The 17,513-nt window shown below is 55.0% G+C and carries 6 protein-coding genes; all 6 read left to right on the top strand.

What is annotated here, in order from left to right; translation table 11 throughout:
- Position 1: 1 nt before the first annotated feature.
- Positions 2 to 9,691: a hypothetical protein gene (locus LQZ21_RS04935; RefSeq protein ID WP_411043086.1), complete on the top strand. Its 9,690-nt coding sequence runs from the start codon at positions 2 to 4 to the stop codon at positions 9,689 to 9,691.
- A 102-nt stretch (positions 9,692 to 9,793) separates the two neighbouring features.
- Positions 9,794 to 10,633, top strand: coding sequence for an electron transfer flavoprotein subunit beta/FixA family protein (locus tag LQZ21_RS04930; RefSeq protein ID WP_411043085.1), 840 nt, complete (start codon positions 9,794 to 9,796; stop codon positions 10,631 to 10,633).
- A gap of 15 nt (positions 10,634 to 10,648) precedes the next feature.
- On the top strand, positions 10,649 to 11,662 hold the full coding sequence (locus LQZ21_RS04925; RefSeq protein WP_411043083.1) for an electron transfer flavoprotein subunit alpha/FixB family protein: 1,014 nt from the start codon (positions 10,649 to 10,651) through the stop codon (positions 11,660 to 11,662).
- 24 nt (positions 11,663 to 11,686) lie between these two features.
- Positions 11,687 to 13,420: an acyl-CoA dehydrogenase family protein gene (locus tag LQZ21_RS04920; protein ID WP_411043082.1), complete on the top strand. Its 1,734-nt coding sequence runs from the start codon at positions 11,687 to 11,689 to the stop codon at positions 13,418 to 13,420.
- A gap of 295 nt (positions 13,421 to 13,715) precedes the next feature.
- Positions 13,716 to 15,908 carry a methyl-accepting chemotaxis protein gene (locus LQZ21_RS04915; RefSeq protein WP_411043080.1) on the top strand — a complete coding sequence of 731 codons (2,193 nt, stop codon included), beginning with the start codon at positions 13,716 to 13,718 and terminating at the stop codon, positions 15,906 to 15,908.
- 195 nt (positions 15,909 to 16,103) lie between these two features.
- A complete protein-coding gene (gene rsxC, locus LQZ21_RS04910; protein ID WP_411043078.1) occupies positions 16,104 to 17,501 on the top strand; it encodes an electron transport complex subunit RsxC in 1,398 nt (465 codons plus the stop codon).
- Positions 17,502 to 17,513 lie beyond the last annotated feature (12 nt).

The following is a 17,513-nucleotide window of genomic DNA, read 5'->3' as shown; positions in this document are numbered from 1 at the left end:
AATGACCATAGGATATTTTCGTTTTTCTCTCAAAAGGATCATCCCCCTGGCGGGGATCCTGCTTTTTTGTATCAACGGCGCTTTCGGAGAAACAAAGCCGGATATTCCGGGTTTTGACTCCGGGGCATTTGACTATCATTTCCGCAGAGCCGACCGGGAAATCACCCCCGAGCGGTGGATGGCCGAAGCCCGGCAAGGGCTGGCTATGGCCAGAACTGCCTGGGAATTGGCCGCGACAGAACTCTATGGGGATAGGGTTTTGCTTGAGGAGGCGGGGAAAACCATCGCGGCCTGGAGCGAGGCGGAGTTGGAAAAACGCTTTACCGAATGGCTCCTCCGGCGTTTTTTCGGCGCCGGGCTGACGGCACAGCTGGCCGGGACGGCCCGGGAGATCCGGCAAACCAATTTATCCCTGGTATACCATTTGGATGAAAACGGAAAGGTCCGTTACGATGAGGAAACCGGCGATCCCCTGGTGATACGTCCCGATGAAGCCGGTGCATATGTGGAAGGGGATCAGAAACAATGGCGGAAAAACGCGGAAGAAATTATCAATGCCGGGACCCTCCGCTATGAGACCTATCTGACCTCCCTGTTTCCGGAACTCCTGGGCTATGTCGGCGAAGAAAACCGGGAAGCCTTTGAGGAGAAACTTCGGGACATCACGGTTAAAGCAATATCGGGGAGGCAAAAGGAATTTGAAGCCCTGGTTGCCCGGGAGGAACGGCTTTTTGTTGCCCAACGGACCGGGGATGTGTGGAGCTTGCGGCGGAAAAGTGAAGAAGAAGCGGCGGCCATGATTACCGCCCAAATAATCGAGGAGACCGAAACCCGCTGTGTCCAGGGGATAGCCGCCCTGGAAACCAGGATAGAGGCGGCCGAAACCGGCGGCGGCGATCTGGCCCTGGCCGGCTCCGAATGGCTTGCGGCCTATCGGGAGCAATTTGAGCAGGGGCTTAAGGCATGGGCGGACGCGGAAGAACGCTTTTTTATACGCCGCATAGAATGGGAACAGGAAGCGGGACAACATTATTTAGAAGGGGAAGAAGCCTGGAGTAACGCCTTTACCCAATTTGAACAGGAAAGACGGAATTGGGAGGCAAAGGCGCGCACCCTTTTTGAGTCCGGTGAGGCGGTTTTTAGGCGGGCGTCGGAGAACCTGGAAGCTGCAATTGCCGGGGCCCGGGCGGAATTTGAACAGGATCTGCTGCTCAGATCCGAAGCCGGCGCCGAACGGGCCCGGGCCTGGGTGGATACCTATATCACCTGCGGTTCCGTGGTGGCCGGCGCCCAGGAGAACATCAAGTTCTGGCTCGATCAATACGATAAAAAAGACGCCCCCTCCCTGGCGGGAGGGGGATTTTCCGCATGGATATCCGCGGAACTTATCAACCACTGGCAAAGGGTGCTCGGCTCCTATGAGGAACGGTATGGAACCGAAGACCGGATGAGTTTGTTGATAAAAAACATTATCGCGGGAAAAACGAATACGTCCCAGGAACAGGAAGCCATTGAACAGTTGGAAAGCAGGGGAATAGATCTGGGCGCTTCCTTTAAAACAGCCCTGGAACTAAAAAATTGGTCCACCCTCTATGATTCCTATATCGATAAGGCTAAAACCGCCCGGGACGCCCTGATTAATGATTTCAATATGGTCATGGGCGCCGGGTCCCTCACGGATATCCTGGCCGAAGGCGCGGTAAGCGAAGATTTTAACCTGGACGAATATCAGATAGAACTTATCCGGGCAAAGGCGGTGGCCGCTTATTGGGAAAAACGAAGGGCCATCGCCCAGGCGGTGGTTTCCTATGCGGAAGAATTAAGCGCCGGCCGGATGACCGATAGTGAGGGCATTAAAGCCTGGGAGCAGGCAAAACAATCCTATGATGATGCCCTCGTTCGGTATGAAACAACCCTCTCCCGGTTGAGCACCGCGGGGACCGGGGTAAAGGAGGCCCAAGCAGCCCTGAACAACGCGGCAGCGACGCTGCGGGAAGCGGAAAGCAAACTGGAAGAAAAAAATCAGGCCTATTCGATCATCATGTCCGCCTATGTGTCCGGGCGGAATGATTTTATCCTGCAGGATCTGGCAGCAAAATATAAAGAACTCCTGGGGAAGTATAACCTATTAACTACCGAAGGGGACGGCGCGGCATACATCCGTTATCTTGAACGGGGCTATGAACTTGGATTTGCCCAGGAACTTGAAACTACCGGCCAAATGGTAAAGCAGCTTATCCTGGGGGGCGAGGAAATTGGAAAATCCCTCTCCGCCCTGACGAACCGGGCTTCCAATATCACGGTGTTTGAAGAATACCACATCATACCGGAGCATATTGAGAAATTCGGCCTTGAGGAGGATGATCCCTTTTATGCCATTATTCACGATCTGTTATTGGAAAAAGAGGAAAAACTTGCCGTTGCCGCGGATCCGGAAGAAATCCAAGGGCACTATAATAAATTGATCAGCGCCATGACCAAAACGGCCAAAGCCCAGGCCCAGGTCGAGGTAGAAACCAGGCTGCACGGCTTGGATCTTTTGGTCGGTAATTCAACGATGGACTGGTATTTTACCACCCAGGGCCATGAACCGGACGCCGCGGACCAGGCGCTTTTTTCCGATCTGGGGCTTGAAGCCTGTCTTACCCGTGATGTTGAAAAGGATACCCGGGCTTTGTTACGGGCCCGCCTTGCCCTGGAGTTGGAAGGGTTGTCCTGCTTTTTAGGAGCAGGCGGGGAAGGGGACCGGGCTAAACTGCTGGCAAGCTTTTGTATGGTCAATCCAGCGGATGCCGCGGAAATTTTTGAAACCCTTACGGAGCTGGGGCTTCTTCTTGATTCTGTCGAGGGTAGTAGTTTCGCCGATTATTATGGGGTCCTGGAAAACGCCGCCCGGTCAAAGGAGCTTATCCCATGGTTTCTAAACGGCGGTTCCTGTTTTGTTACCCAATCAGGGCGGGCCATAGGATACGGCCTTTTGGAAGCTGAAATGACCGCGGCTGCCCGCAGCCAGGGCTTATTAACGGTTTATCAAACCGCCGGTCCCCGGGCCGCGCCGGTGGTACGGGAAGCGGGGCTTCGGGGCCTGCGGGAAATGGAGGAACTGTTTAAATCCTACGGGCTCACCCTACATGACGGCAATCTTCCCGGTATGAAGTCCATGGGAGAAGCCCTCCTGGGGAGGGCCGGGCCCGTAACCCAGAATCTTTCGGCCTTTTTATCCCGTATGAACGGACAGCTTGACGCCCTGCCCCAGTGGATCAAAACCGAGGTACAAACCTGGCAGGCCTCCCTGATTACCTATATAGCGGCCAAAGTAATTTATACCAACAGAAGTCTCCCCGGTTCCAGCGGGGCAATAAAGAATGAACTGGAAATCGTTATGGCCCAATCCCAGGCGGCGCAGCTCCTGGCCGACGCCCTGGCATATAGCGATCCGGGAAGCGCCCGGTTTTTAAACGCCGCCTTGCAGCTGCCGCCGGATCTATTTACCTATACCAATAAAACGGCCCTTGAAGATGAACTGGTCAAAAGGATAGGCCGGGATCTGGCCAAACAATATGGCGCCGGACCCCGTGAAGAGGGGACCGCCCTGCGGGACGCCTTGACCGCCGCATGCTTAGTACACCATGGCTATGCCGAAGCGGGGATACGGCAGAAAGCCGTGGATGAGGCGATACGCTTATTGGGGGCACAGCCGCTTGCTGACGAGATGCAGGGTAGTGATGATTATTACGAACTAATCATCCGGGAACTCCCCCTTATTTTTAATATCCTTTCCGACCGCCAGGAAGGCTTGAATTTTGAATATGCCCTGGTAACGGCCTATGAGGACCTAAACCAAAGGATAGGGGATGCCGAAGGGGAGGGACGAAGTCATTGGCGGCAGTATGTAAGCGCCGGATTTTTGGAGGAGTATAATAACCGGGACGGTAACGAGGCGGTAGTGCCGGGTATTTCCGGAGATCCCGAAGGGACCTATAGCGGAATAAAGGCCGCCAAAAACTGGCGGGAAGGTATTCTGGCGGACGCCTATGAAAAGGCATCCCAGGATACCCACCGGCTTAATTATGCCTTCCGGCTCTTTATGAATGCCGGAGCATTGCCGGACCATGAAGCCATAAAGGCCGGGATAAAAAAATACCGGGACGATCCCCTGCTGGAATGGGACGAAACCTTACTGAAGGCTGTCGATTATGTGTTTTATGACAATTACCTGCTGGAATCCGGCGAATTTCAAAAAAACTTTATCCATGCGGCTTTGCTGGAAAAAGAAATTGAACAGCTCGGGAAGGGCTATACCGCAGCAAAACAAAACAGCGCCGGAATTAAAGCGGAGATAAAAAAAATATCCGATGAAATAGTGAACCTGCAGGATACCTACGACCTCGCGGCTGCCACATATGGAAATGCCGCGTCGGATTTTGCTGATGCCGGAGCGGTATATGACGAGGTTTATAAGGCGGTTAAAAAAGATTATGGGGATCTGGAGGAAACCCGAACCGCCTATGAAACCCAGGACGCGATCAGGAGATGGGCAAGCACCGCTTATCTGGATAATGCCCCCACTACCGGCGAAATTACGGCGGATTATAAAAACCCTTATGAGGATCTCTCCTATAGTAACAGCCGGTATGAACGGGCCCTGGTAGCCCTGACCGCCCTGGTCGGTCTATATGAGGAGGATGAGAGAAGGCCCTATGCGGACAGCGAATACGAAACATTATACCATAACTATAAAGAAAGTTTTCAGCGGATGCTCTTGTCCATGAAAACCCTGGGCTTACTGGAAGAATCCATAGCCGAAGAAATGCGGACCAACAGCGCCTATTATGATAACTATAATCGGTATCTTAACGAGTTGGGCGGTTCCATAAATTATCCCTCGGACTATCAGGCGCCGGGTGATAAAAGCCTTTGGCAATTGCAGGATGTGATACAAATAAAAAACGGTCAACTTTCTTTCTCCTATGATAGTTCCTTCCTTATTCAAACGATGAGCGGCAGGCAGGCCGCGGAATTAAAAAAATTTTTTACCCCGGCGGAAACTGCCGGTCTTGAGGTAAACAAGGTTTCCCCCTTTGAGGCGGCTCTGCGGCAGTTAAGCCAAAACATGATCCGGTACGAAGTAACCACCAATGCGGCTAAATACGCCCAATGGGGATTGGCCCGGGATTACCTCTTGCAGCAATTAATCGGTAATAATACGGAAATTGAGCTTATGGCGGACTGGTATAGTCCCGCTAAGGCCTTGAACAAAGGCGAGAATTTAGGGAACATGTCCATATCGGCCGGCGGGATATATAAGGATTCCCCGGTTTACCAGGTTGCCTTGTCATACCGGTACCAGAGTCTGACGCCGGCTCAAAAAAATGCCTGGGACCTGCTAAGCGGTGAAGAAAAAGCGGATCTCGAATTTTACACCATCTTAACCCTCCTCGGCGACGGGGGCCGGGATTCCAAGGGATTTTCCGCCATATCGGCGCAAGCCGAATATGCCCATATAAATAACGTGTTAAACCGTGAGCGGTCAAGGGTCAAGGGTTTCTTGAAGCTTCCGGTGGTGAGACATTTTTACCGGGCCGGTCTTGCAAGACTAAACACTACCAGGAATCACCTGCTTCCTACGTATCAGCAGATAAATGAAACGGTTGAAAAAGCCCGGACCGGCTTGGAAACCACCACCGAATCTTTAAACACTTCCTTAGAAATATATATGAATTCCTGCAACAGACTGGCGCGGCTCAAGGGTACGGGAACGGGGAACGGAACCATCGGATGGAACAGCATAGAAAGGGCCCTACAAACGGCCGGAGGGATCGACGCCGATGAAATACAAAAGCTGAAGAAATACTGGTCCCAAATGGAAGAAGATACCCCCGGTTCTTATCGCGATACCCTTACGGCCCTAAAAGAACTAATCCGGTGGAGTAAAAACAAAAAAGAGGATGATAAAAGAAATTTTGAGCAGGCCTGGATCGAAGACGAGCAGGCCAGGGTGAAAAATGAAACCGCCTACCGTGAGGTGTTTGCCGCTTTTGTCGAAGGAAAAGCGGACCTTACTACGTTGAATAAAGCCGCTGCAGCCGCTTATGGGAATACGGCGCCGGCCCGAAAAAACCATTTGGAAAACCTGGAACAAACCATTGTACAGAATTTAACGGGAGTGACGGAAAACGGCTCCGAGTATAAAACCGAATATATGGGACTGGCCGATGAATTAACCGAACTGATAAAACGGGCGTATACGGCACGGTATAATGCCGAACTGACGGCAAGAGAACTGGAATGGGATATGCAGCGTTATGATATCGAAGAGAAATACCGGGCATGGCTAGAAGCGTCAAGTCTTATCCTTGAGCGGGGAAGGGCCGATTGGAACGCGGGGACCACGGAAATGCAGGCATCCTATACCAGGTGGGCAAAAAAATTTAATGAAGAATACCAAGCCATCGACCAAGCCTGGATCGCCGCATATCTGGCCGGGCTCGAAGACAAGGCCCGGTGGGTAACGATGGCAACCGAAGCGGCCAATAGTGCCGCCGCCGGAGCCCTGTTGGCCATGGTTGGTTCCGAAGCGGAAATGATGAGCCGCAGAATGGATACCCGCGATCTATCGGGGATGACCCTGTCCCCGGGTACCGAAGAAGCGGAAAACACCCTGGGGAAATTACTGCAGGCCGCGGGAATTATGCATATGGAAACGGCCTTTACCGCGGCAAAGGGTATAACCGGAACCATCACCGGTCAAGTGCGCCGGGGGCTGGGCGGGCTTACTACCTGGAATTCCGGAACCATCCAGGCCGCGGCCCTTGCCCTGGCAAAGGAGGCCCATGAGGAACTGGCGGCCCGGGAGGCCAAACGGGTGGCCGCCGCGGTTCAGTTGATAGTAAAGGAAGTATTGGAGGGCCTGACAAAAAACGTTGCCGAGGCTAATGAAGAATTTGATGAAACCATGGATGATGTCTTTATCCTCGAAGGACAATGGAGAAAAAACGGCAGGTACTATACCAAAGAAGCGGTTGTCCATTCTACGCTTTTCGACCCGGTGATAACCGAAACAGCCACGGTGGAAGGGTATGAATTTTATAAAATGGATCCGATAAAATTGTCCGTCGATTTAAGCGAAGATCGAATAAAAGATTTAGACGCTTTGGCCGTACAGGCATTGATAGACAACATGTATACGGAGGTCCAGGGGATAGCCGAAAAAATATTCGGTACCGAAGAAGAGGACTCAGGTCTATTTACCCAACATATCGGCGAAGGACCGACCCTAAAACCGGAGGTCGATGCCGATATGGGCGTGGATGAACTTTTTTCGGATGGCGGAACCGGGCAGCTGGGAAAATTATTGCGGCTTTATATCTACTGGTCAATACAGGAAAGCAACGGGATAAACGCGATGAATTCCGCCTTATGGGAAAAACCCCTTTGGGATTCCCGGGACAGCAAGTTTCAGGCGCCGACTATCAGAAGCGTGGTGGATATCGGCAATCAGGTGGTAGCCGCCGTGGTCTCCACCGTGGTAGGAGCGGTGGCGGGGGCCTTCAGCGGCGGAGCCGGGTTCGCCCTGGGGGTAGCGCTTAATATCGCGATGAATTTATCCGATGATTTGATGTTTAGCGCCATGGATGCATCGGGAGGGTTTAAAAACTGGGATGAAGTGGGCGTTGAGTTTGGGAAAAAGACCGCCATAACCGGGGCAGGTTCCCTCATAGGCGGCATGTTTAACGGCATCGGCGCCGCGGCCGGCGCCGCTTCTTCAGGCTTTCTGCAGAGCGGTATCTCCGGCATGGTAACGCAAAACCTTACGGGGCTTTCCAAGGTGATAACCCAGACGGCATTAACCGGGCTCCAATCCATAACCACCGGCACCGTAACCAGCGCCTTGGGGGCCGTCACCTACAATTCCCAGGACGGTTTTGGATTCTCCCGGGATATATTTACCGACAGCATAAAGGGCGCCTCCATAGGGGCGTTAAGCGGTATGACCGGCAGTTTTACCACCGGGGTGATGAACTTGGGCCTGGACGGTTTTTACGGCAAACTCCAGACCGACGGGGCAACCCTTTCTTCCCTTGGGGGGGGACTTATGGGACAGGGGGTAAACTACGCTTTTACCGGGGACTATGCCGTAAACCTGTTTAACCTGGATCTGCTGACCGCCGGAAGGGTAGATTCCGGCTTATTGGAACTGCACCTGGGCCGCGACGGGGTTTCCCTGGGTTTCGGAACCGACGGCGTGGACATGAGCGCGGGGACCATGGCAGGCGCCCTCCGGGGGCTTGAGGCCTGGAAGGTAAACGCCCAAATTCTGGCCTCGGACGAAGAAAGCGCCCGGCAGTACGCAAGTCAGCTGAGGACCTTATATTCGGGGGATGCCATTACCCGGGCCGAATTCGAAGCGGTTCTGGAGGGGATGACCCGGTATGTGGAGAACCCCTATGCCGAAGGAACCGAAAGTATATACGATGACTATACGGGAATAAAAACCGTTTTCCTGGGCAGGGATGCTTTGGAGGACGGCAGCGGATTCGGCTTGAATGTTGTTTTCAGCCACGAGGCATACCGCAACGGCAGGGATGACGGCGTTTACGGACAGATTGTCGAGCGGAATGCCGCGGTGGCGGGCCATATCGGCGCCGCCATGGAGCTTATGGAGACCTACGGTACGGACAGCCTCAGCGCCGCCCTATGGGAGGAAGCCCTCTGGTACCAGTATGCCCTCAACCAAGGGGACTATTCCATAATCGAAGCCGCCCTGGGCGCCTACGATACCGGCCGAGATTTTTGGCAGCTCACCGGCACCGGCGGCCTAAAATACGACGGCAGCGGGTATTTACGGGACGTGGACGGGCTGTATATAAATTACGACGGAACCAAAACAGTGGAACCGGTAAAAGAGGGACCGGGAAAAACCATCGGCTCCTCGGGGATCGAGACCGGATTACTGCGTATTTTAGACCTGGAACCCACCAAAGAGAATATTACCGCGATCCAGGATATGATGCTGAAGGCCGGGCTCACCCATACCGTGGATCCCACGGATCCGGAAAACCGGGATCTGTGGATGTGGAAAGGGACAACCGCCATAGCCATAGCCAACGAAGGGGTCGTCATCAGTAATAGTCTGTTAAAGAAATTCGGCATGTTCCATCTGCCGGAGTCGCTGTTTTTTAGGGGCGGAGATCCTTCACAGGCCCATACTATAAAAGATACCGCCAATCAGATGAGTCGTAAAGAAGCATATCAACCCAACGTAAACGGGGAAACCTACTGTAATTTTGTGTTTATGGACACCGTCGAGGCCGTGTTTGGCGAAAATGATCTCACCAAGGCCTTGCGGGATGCCGGTATTGCCAATGAAATCGGCTTATTTCTGGACGAGAACTACTACCGGCTTAACTCCGGCTTAACGGCCCAGGTGGTGGGCAATATGGGTTATTTGGTAGCCGCCTCCTATATTAATCCGGGATACCTGGATACCGGAGATAATAATTATCACGGTCATATCGGGACCGTGGTGGCCAATTACGGCACCTATATTCCCGCATTGGGCCCCCGGATTTCCCAGGGAGGGGTGAAAAACGGCGAATATTGGGTCCGGGATCCGGATACCTTCGGCCGGGTGATAAACAACACTTCCTATTATACCTTAAAAGCGGAGATGGCAAAGACTAAAAAATGAGTCCCCATGGAGCGGTGAAAAATGACAAATTTTAAATAAATGTCTAAATAACCCTTGAACTATCTTGAATTTGGTGTTATGCTGGATATTTAGGAGAAATTAATGGGTTTGAATTTGATCGTCCTGGTGAAACAAGTACCGGACACCCAAAACATCACCGGGGATGCCATGAAGGAGGACGGTACCGTAAACCGGGCCGCCCTGCCGGCGATTTTTAACCCCGACGACCTTTACGCGTTGGAGGCGGCCCTGGGGCTCAAGGACCGGTTTCCCGGAACCACGGTAAAGGTGATCACCATGGGGCCCCCGGCGGCCGCGGCCATCCTCAAGGAGTGCCTCTACCGGGGGGCGGACTTTACCGCCCTGGTCTCCGACCGGGGCTTTGCCGGGGCAGATACCCTGGCCACATCCTACGCCCTTAAATGCGCCATAGAAAAGCTGGGGGCCTGGGATCTGGTCTTTTCCGGCAGGCAGGCCATAGACGGGGATACCGCCCAGGTGGGACCTCAAACCGCGGAAAAACTGGGGCTGAATCAGATCACCAACATATCCCGGATAGAGGAAGTGGAAATCCAAAAAAGGACCATCACCGCCCGCCGTTCCGTGGAGGGGGGATGGGAACGGGTCAGGACCGGCTTTCCGGTGTTGCTTACCTTTACTGCCGAAGGGGAAGCCCCCCGGCCCCCGTCGGCTAAAAGAACCATGGCCTACAAAAGGGTAAGCCCCCTGGCCGGGCCTCAGGACGATTCCGTGATGGCCCTGTGGGATATCCCCGCCATCAAGGCGGCTCCGGAACAGTGCGGCCTCGCAGGTTCCCCCACCAAGGTCAAAAACATCACCTCCGTGGTCCTGACCGCCGGGGAAATCCGCTATATCGACCCCGGCGAGGGGGGGATTACCGCGCTGGTCCACGATCTCATCGCGGATCATACCCTGGGATAGGGGCAGGAGAAATTAATGAGTGCAGAAAACAGTGTAATGGTATATATTCAACAGGACGCCGGGAACATAGCCGAAGTAAGCCTGGAGCTGGTCTCCAAGGCCCGGGAATTGGCGGACCAGTTGGGGGTTTCCGTAAGCGCCGCCCTCTTCGGCGAAAAGGTCGCCTGCGAGGTTCCCCGGATCGCCGGTCTGGGGGCCGACCGGGTCTACCTGGTGGAAGACGCCAAACTCCGGCACTATACCCCCATCCCCTATAGCAAGCTGATGATCCGGGTCATCAAGGACTATAAACCCCAGATCGTCCTCTACGGGGCTACTACCGGCGGCCGGGACCTGGCCCCCCGGGTGGCTTCCAAGCTCAGGGTGGGGCTTACCGCGGATTGTACGGACCTTAAAATCGGGGACCATGTCCAGAAAGAGGTGGAGTACCGGAATATCCTGTACCAGATCCGGCCCGCCTTTGGGGGGAACATCATCGCCACCATCGTCTGCCCCGAACACAAGCCCCAGATGGCCACGGTCCGGGAGGGGGTCATGCGGATGAATCCGGCGGATCCTACCCGAAAAGCGGAGATTGTCCGCCTTCCCTCTCCCCTGGGGGAGGGGGACTTTCCCACGGAGATCCTGGAGCGGGTCCTGGAAGAAAAAACCGTCAACCTCAAGGGGGCTGCTATCATCGTTTCCGGGGGCATGGGGGTGGGGACCCGGGACAATTTCTCCCTCATCCGGGACCTGGCCGAGGTCCTGGGGGCTGAAGTAGGGGCCTCCCGGGCCGCGGTGGACGCGGGGCTCATCGGCAAGGAACACCAGGTGGGCCAGACCGGTACCACGGTGCGGCCCAAGCTGTACATCGCCTGCGGCATCTCCGGGGCCATCCAGCACCGGGCGGGGATGGACGGATCCGCCCGGATCATCGCCATCAACACCGATCCCGAGGCGCCCATTTTCAGCATTGCCCAGTACGGTATTGTGGGGGATCTGGGCGCGGTAATCCCCCGGATGATCAAGGCCTACAAGGCCAGAGTATAAGGCGCCCCATAAAAGGAAACAATCGTGGAAAACTTTTTAAAAGATAACGAAGATATTTTATTTCATCTGGAACATTTGGACCTGGACCGGATCATCCGGCTTAAGGAGGAGGGCTTCCGGGAAGCGGATCGCTATCCCCACGCCCCCCGGGACGAAAGGGATGCCCGGGAATCCTATGGGCTGGTCCTCTCGATCATCGGGGAGATCTGCGGGGAGTTTATCGCCCCCGCGGCCCCCCAGGTGGACGAGGAGGGGCCCACCCTGGCAAATAACCAGGTAACCCTCAACCCGGCCACCCAAAAGGCTCAGGCGATGTTCGCCCAGGCGGACCTCATGGGCTTTTGTATCCCCCGGCAATACGGCGGCCTTAATATGCCCACCACCATCCTCAGCGCGGCCGCGGAAATCATCGCCCGGGCGGATGCCTCCTTCCTCAACTTCGGTCTCCAGCAGGACATCGCCCTCACCATCAACAAATTCGCCTCGGAGGAGCAGAAGCAGGCGGTCCTCCCCCGGCTCTGTTCCGGGGAATGGGGTTCCTCCATGATCCTCACCGAACCCGACGCGGGGAGCGATCTCCAGGCGGTAAACCTCAAGGCGGTGCCCGGGGAGGACGGGCAATGGTACCTCACCGGGGTCAAGCGCTTTATCACCAACGGCTGCGGTACCATCGGCCTGGTCCTGGCCCGGAGCGAGGACCAGGGGGGAACCAAGAGTGCCCGGGGCGCCCGGGGACTCTCCTTCTTCCTCTACCGGCGGGACGATAGGATGATCATCCGCCGCCTGGAGCACAAGCTGGGGATCCACGGTTCCCCCACCTGCGAGCTTCAGTTCAACCACGCCCCGGCCCAGTTGGTGGGGGAACGCCAGCGGGGGCTCACCAAGTACACCCTGTGGCTCATGAACAACGCCCGGCTGGGCATCGCCGCCCAGGCAGTGGGCATCGCCGAGGCGGCCTACCGGGAGGCGGACCGCTACGCGGCCAAACGGGTCCAGTTCGGCGCCCCGATCCGGGCCCTTCCCCCGGTATTCGAGCTGCTTACCGAGATGAAGGTGGCTATTGAGGCGGGTAGGACCCTCCTCTACGAAACCGCCCGGTTTGTGGACCTTAAGGAGACCTTGGAGGACTATTCGGAAAAACACCCCGAGGAAAAAGGTGAAATAATCGAAGAAAAAAAGAAATACGCCAAACTTGCCGGGTTTTTTACCCCCATGGTCAAGGCCTATGCCACGGAAATGGCCAACAAGGTGGCCTACGACGCCATTCAAATCCACGGCGGTACCGGGTATATGCGGGAATTCAACGCGGAACGCCACTACCGGGACGCCCGGATTACCAACATCTACGAAGGTACCACCCAGCTTCAGATCGTCGCCGCCATCGGGCCCGTAACCTCCGGCATTGCCCAGGGAATCCTGGACGAATACGACCGGGCCGATTATTCCTATGCCCCGGATCTGCTTGAAAAGATCCGCGCCGCCCGGAAACTCTTTGACGAGACCCTGGACTACGCCAAGGCCTATAGGGGCCATGAACAGTTTTTGACCTACCATTCCCACCGGCTCGTGGAAATGGCCACAGACCTCATCCTAGCGTATCTCCTCCTCCGGGACGGGGCCCACAGCGGGCGGAAGCTCAAGGTCGCCTCGATTTTTATCGCCAAGCTGCCTTCCCGGATCGAGGCAAACCGGAACTTCATCCACTGTGAAGACGGGACCCTGCTAAAAAACTATAGCGAAGTGATCGGAATTATATGATTTTCTTCTATATAATTCATGTTACGCAGGAAGAAGAGGATTAACCACGAACGACACGAACATCACGAACTTTTGCTTCGATATTCTGGAATATATACCTGAATTCTCTTCTTTGTTCGTGGGAAAACAGGAAAGAACTATCGGTGAAAACGCCAATTTGTCTTTGTTTCTGTTCGTGTGGTTCGTGGTTAAAATCTCTCCTTGGGACCCTTGCGTACCATGAGTTATTAACCGCTAAAAACTTGCATGGTTGCTGATCGGTTTAGTAAATTATAAGTAGGAGTAGTATGTCCTCATGAAGATAGGAAAAAAACTTATTATAATGGTTATTGTGTTAAACCTTGCGGGAATCACCGCATTGACGGGAACTATTTTGTCCATCGCCCAAAAACAGATCCACGCACTTATTAATAATGAACTTACCAATCTGGCCAAAGAAAATGCCCTGGAGATAAAGGCATGGCTGGAACTCTATCTGGACGCGGTCCGCGCCACCGGTCAGATCATGTCAAAATATGAAGAAATAGACCGGACGGATCGGCGGCCCTTTTTTAATCTCATGGTCCGGGCCCTGGTTGAGGAGAACCCCGAAATCCTCGCCGCCGGAAGCGCCTGGGAACCCAATACCCTGGACGGGCTGGACGCGGAATTTGTCAATACCGGGGGAACAGACCGGACCGGACGGTTTATCCCCTACTGGGTCCGGACCAGCAAAGGTATCGCCCTGCAGCCCCTGGTGAATTATGAAGTCCCCGGGGAGGGGAACTATTACCTTATACCCAAACAGACCGGCAAAGAGACCCTGGTCGACCCCTATTCCTATGAGGTTGATGGCCGCCGCATTCTTATGACCACCGTAGCCATGCCGATCAAAAACAAGGACCGTTTTGTGGGTTCCATGAGTATTGATATTGATGCGGGTACTGTTCAGCGGCAGGTAGAAAAAATAAAGCCCTACGAGGGGGCGGTGGCCATTGTGTATAGTAACGGGGGCCTGGTGAGCGGTCATTTTGATTCAAGCCGGATTGGAAAACCCATGGCCGCAGTCGAGGGGGACATCGCCGGCTCCTATCTGAGGGATCTGCAGAATGCCGTCAAGGGGGGAAAGCAGCTTACCTTTACCAATTATGTACCCCAATTGGGGAAATCCATGTTTTTTATCAATGTTCCCATTGTGGTAGGAAACACCGGTACCCCCTGGTCCCTTATGCTGGGCATCCCCGGTACAGCCATTACCGGGCCCATTTATCGTATGCTCCTCATCGGCTTCATTATCGCGGCGCTGATGCTCCTGGTTATTTCGGTGGGGGCCTTGTTCTTGTCCCGATCCATCAGTAATCCGCTGAAACGGATGGTACTGGTCCTAAACGATATCGGGGAAGGGGATCTGACCAAACGGCTGGAATCCACCGCCAGGGACGAGATTGGGGATATGACCCGATCCTTCAACACCACCCTGGATAAGATCCGGGAGCTTATCCAGATGATCCGGGAAAAAGCCCAATCCCTCTCCAAAACCGGAACGGAACTTTCCACCAATATGAATGCCACCGCCGCGGCGATCAACGAGATCACCTCCAACATTCAGAGCCTGAAAACCCAGGTGAGTAACCAAAACGCCGAGGTTGATGAGGCGGGCAGGGCTATGGAAAAGGTAAGCGCCGGTATCGCGGACCTGAATGGCCAGATCGATAAACAGGCGGAGAGCGTATCCCAATCCTCGTCGGCCATTGAGGAGATGCTGGCCAATGTTCAGTCCGTTACCAATACCCTGGTCAAAAACGTCGATAATGTCCGGGAACTGGCGGAGGCCTCCGGGATAGGCCGCACGGGGCTTGAGGAAGTGGCGGCGGATATACAGGGCATTGCCCGGGAATCCGAGGGGCTTTTGGAGATCAACGCGGTGATGGAAAACATCGCCAGCCAGACGAACCTCCTGTCCATGAACGCCGCCATCGAAGCGGCCCATGCGGGGGAGGCGGGGAAGGGCTTCGCCGTGGTAGCCGACGAGATCCGCAAGCTTGCGGAGAGTTCCGGGGAACAGTCCAAAACCATCAGCGGGGTCTTGAAGAAGATCAAGGACTCCATCGACAAGATCACCCGGTCCACCAACGAGGTTCTGGATAAATTCGAAGCCATTGATACGGGGGTAAAAACCGTTTCGGACCAGGAAGAAAATATCCGGAACGCCATGGAAGAACAGGGCCAGGGGAGCAAGCAGATCCTGGACGCGGTGAGCCAGCTCAATGAGATCACCGGCGGGGTCAAGGGAAGTTCCGAAGAGATGAATATCGGCAGCAAAGAGGTTATCGCCACCAGCCAAACCCTGGAATCCATAACCCAGGAAATTACCAACGGCATGAACGAAATGGCCACCGGCGCGGATCAGATCAACATCGCGGTAAACCAGGTGAACGAGATCAGTGACCGGAACCAGAGCGACATTAGTGAGTTGATTCTGGAGGTCAATAAATTTAAGATTGAATAGGCCGGGGCAGTTTTAAAGGAGACATCTCCAAAACCCTTGACGGCGCATCTAAATAGGGGATATAGTAGATTTATTTGAGAACCCGGTTGGTTCTCTTACCGGAGGCAGTTTCAAAACTTCAGGGTTGAAACTGCTTTCTGATGCTGAGTCACGTTTTTGCATGCCAGCGGGGATTGTTTTAAGGAGAGGCCTTCCATGGCGGTGAGTACATTTAAGCGGGGTTTACGGCTTCCCACACGGAAAACCGCTACCGAGGGGAAGCCGGTTGAACAGGCGCCGCCGCCAAAGCAGGTGGTTATACCGATAAATCAGCACTTCGGTGCCCCGAACCGGAGTCTGGTCCAGGTCGGCGACCGGGTAAAGCGGGGGCAGAAGATCGCCGATGCGGTCAGCCCCGGCCTCATGACCGTACCGGTCCACGCCTCCATCGCCGGGGTGGTTAAGAAGATCGAAAACCGGACCCAGTCAAACAACACCGAGGGGCCGTGTATTGTTATTGAGGCCGCCTCCCCGGAGGGGGGCGTTTCCGGGGAAACCGATACGGAATTTTTGCCGCCCCTGGATGCCTTTTCCTGTACCAGGGAAGAAGCCCTGGCCCGGATTCGGGAGGCGGGGATCGTCGGCATGGGGGGGGCCGGTTTCCCCGCCCATGTAAAGCTTTCCCCGCCGCCGAATAAACCCATCGACGTGATCATCGCCGACGGGGCCGAATGTGAACCCTACCTTACCACCGACGAGGCGGCCCTGACCGAAAAACCCCACCTGGTGGTGATGGGCCTTGCCATAGTGATGCGGATCACCGGGGTTAACCGGGCCATCATCGGGATGGAGGACAATAAGGCCGTACTCATCCCCATGCTCGAGCGGGAGATCCGGATGGGGGCCTATCCCGGCGATATCCGTATAGGGCTTTGTAAGACCCGGTATCCCCAGGGGGGCGAAAAGATGCTTATCACCGCCCTTACCGGCCGGGAGGTCCCCTCCGGGGGGCTGCCCATGGACGCGGGCTGCATCGTTCAGAACGTGGGAACCCTGACGGCCATTGCCGAAGCCTTTACCCTGGGGAAACCCCTGATCGACCGGGACCTTACCGTGAGCGGCGGCGCCTGTAAGCTGCCCAAAAACATCCGCGCCCCCATTGGGACCCTGCTGACGGATCTGCCGGTGGAATTTATGGATATTGATTATTCTGTATTGCGGAAGATCATCTTCGGCGGTCCCATGATGGGGACTGCGGTTGCCTCCGTCGGGATCCCCGTTCAGAAAAACACCTCCGGGATCATCCTGATGACCGAGGAAGAAACCTGGATGACCGCCGAGGGACCCTGTATCCGCTGCGGCCGCTGTATCAGGAATTGCGCTTGCCGGCTTTCCCCGGTGATCGTGAACATCAATCTGGAGATCGGGGATTTAGACGGGGCGGTTACGGCGGGGCTTCTGGATTGTGTCGAGTGTGGAAGCTGTACCTATGTGTGTCCCGCCCGGATCAAGCTGGTACAACGGTTCAGGGTGGGAAAGCAGCGCCTCCGGGCCCGGCAGGCCCTTCTGGCGGAACGGCAAAAAGCGGCGGCCTCCGTACCGGGAAGAGGTTAAAGGAGCATTTTC

The sequence above is a fragment of the Treponema sp. TIM-1 genome, assembly GCF_046533115.1.
Classification (GTDB): Bacteria; Spirochaetota; Spirochaetia; order Treponematales; family Breznakiellaceae; genus JAIRMO01.
The sequence above is the reverse complement of the archived record's forward strand: the minus strand, read 5'-3'. Positions and strand labels throughout refer to the sequence as shown.